The sequence below is a fragment of the Luteibacter sp. P4_E6 genome, from assembly GCF_056401535.1.
In genome coordinates, this window is sequence record NZ_JBFUJE010000638.1 from 1 (window position 1) to 2,036 (window position 2,036).

Consider the following 2,036-nt stretch of genomic DNA (forward strand, 5'->3'; position numbering starts at 1 on the left):
GGCCAGAACATTAGGGCCGCCGGCAGGTAGTTGCGATGCTCGAAATAGAGCTCCAGCGGAATGGACGTTGATTCAACCAGATGAGCTGCAAAGAAAAAGAGCACCGCCGCGGCAGCCGCAGGATAGCGTCGGCGATAGCGCCAAGCCAGGAAAATCACGATGCCCAGGGCCGCCATCGCTGGCAGAGTCCATAGGGGATCGAATAGCGAGATCGCGGCGGGGAATTGGTCGTGGAACACGCTCCCGGCAATCCGGACCACCAGAAACAGCTGTCCGAGGTAGGTCCACAGGATCGTCGGTTCGGTAAGAAGGCGCTGCCCTACGGACCAGCCGCGGTACGACGGCGACGCGTTATCGATGCCTCGGTAGGCAAACCAAATGAGCCCTAGCGCGACAGCGAGGGCCCAAGGTGCGCACGTGGACAGGAGCCAGCGCCGGTAAACTCGTGCATTGGCCGTCAGAGGCGGCAGGCAGGACTCGACGACGAGGATTAGTAGGGGTACTAGCGCGCCGTTCGCTTTCGAAAGGAGGGCTAGGACGGTGAAGAGGTTTATACCGGCGACGATCCAGATTCGCCCGCCGGTTCTTCGTGCAAATCGTTGCCGGCCAGTCAGCCACGCATGCATGCCGAGCATCGCAAACGTCGCCGGTAACATGGCTTCGCGTTGAATTACATAGAGGACGGTCGAGGTGAAAATGGGGTGCAGCAACCAGAGCGTGCAGCCAAACCAGGCGCTCATGGCTTGCTCGCGACGCCCGAGTGCGAGAGCGCCTCCCAGTCGCCACAACAGGCTACTCAATAGCAGGCCGTTAGCAAGATGGATCAGGAGGTTGGTGCGTTTGAAAGGAGCTGGCGAAGCTGGCCAGTCTCGCGCATCCCAGAGGAACGAAGCCAACGCGAGAGGTCGCCCGGTCGGGTCGGCGGTGCCCGAAGTGATATAGCGAACGAACGCAGTCCAGCTGTCGATCGGACCTTGTGCGCCGAGCGCGGGAAGGTTGGCAAAATCGTCGAAGAGAAAGTCGCCCTTGAGGCCCTTCGAGTAAACAAAGAGCGTGACGACCAGGGATGCGAGAATCCCGACGATCAGGAGGGCGAGGGGGCGGTCGGTGCGCACGTGATTCATCCAAAAAAAAAGGGGCCGTGAAACGGCCCCTTCTCGTAAAGCGTGAAGCGTATCAGGTACGGCAGGAGGTCGGCAGGTAAGCATCAGGCACGTCCGTGCCAGCGCTCGACTTGCAGTTCCAGCTGATCGAGCCGCCATTGTCGGTCGCCGAGAGGACGATCTTCTTGGTGGCGATCTTGCTGTTGACGTCTGCGCCGCCAAAGGTAGCGATGATCTTGCCCGGGGTGGTCACGCCTGCATCGACGCCCGTCACGTACTTGCCCGAAATGGAGCCAGYACTGGGCAGGCCGGCGGACTTCTGCGTGCTCGGCCAACGGCCGGTGTTGTTGTAGAACTCAGCAACGGCCGTCTTGGCGCCGTCAGCGAGGTTCATGCCTTCCGACACCTGGGTGCGGATCAGGTAGTTCTGGTACTGCGGGATGGCGATGGCAGCCAGGATCGCGATGATGGCGACCACGATCATCAGTTCGATGAGCGTGAAGCCCTTCTGGACGTTCTTCATGGAGTTTCCTCGTTACTGTTGACTAACCGAAATTAAGTGACGCCCCCTGAGCCCTAGCTCCCTCCGCCCTAAGGTTGGAGAGCGCTCCCTCACTTGCTTTGGTCAGGAACGACCAGGAAGCTCGCCGCAAAGCCTGCATTGAACATGCCACGACTCCCGCGACCGGCATATTTCCTCATACTTGCCGGTGCCGGGATTGTGCATCCTGTCACGCTTGCGGATCAACAGGAAAATTTCGCGGATTCAGTGGATTGCAGTAGATTTAGTAGTGACGCTTAAGGTCAGGATGTGACGCGAAACGTCAGTTCGTGCGGCACGTGGTGGGCAGGTAGCGATTGTCCAGGGTGGACTTGCAGACCCACCCGATGCTGCCGGTATTGTCGATCGGGGAAAGGCTGACCGTATTGGGG

2 protein-coding genes and 1 pseudogene are annotated in these 2,036 nt (G+C 59.9%); all 3 read right to left on the minus strand.

The window, feature by feature from the left end; genetic code table 11:
• Positions 1 to 1,115, minus strand: a pseudogene (locus tag AC1DT2_RS21775) (tetratricopeptide repeat protein); the annotation flags it as partial.
• Between the two features lie 61 nt (positions 1,116 to 1,176).
• On the minus strand, positions 1,177 to 1,626 hold the full coding sequence (locus AC1DT2_RS21780) for a pilin (protein WP_477298687.1): 450 nt from the start codon (positions 1,624 to 1,626) through the stop codon (positions 1,177 to 1,179).
• Between the two features lie 301 nt (positions 1,627 to 1,927).
• On the minus strand, positions 1,928 to 2,036 hold a 109-nt coding region (locus AC1DT2_RS21785; RefSeq protein ID WP_477298688.1), incomplete at its 5' end, for a pilin.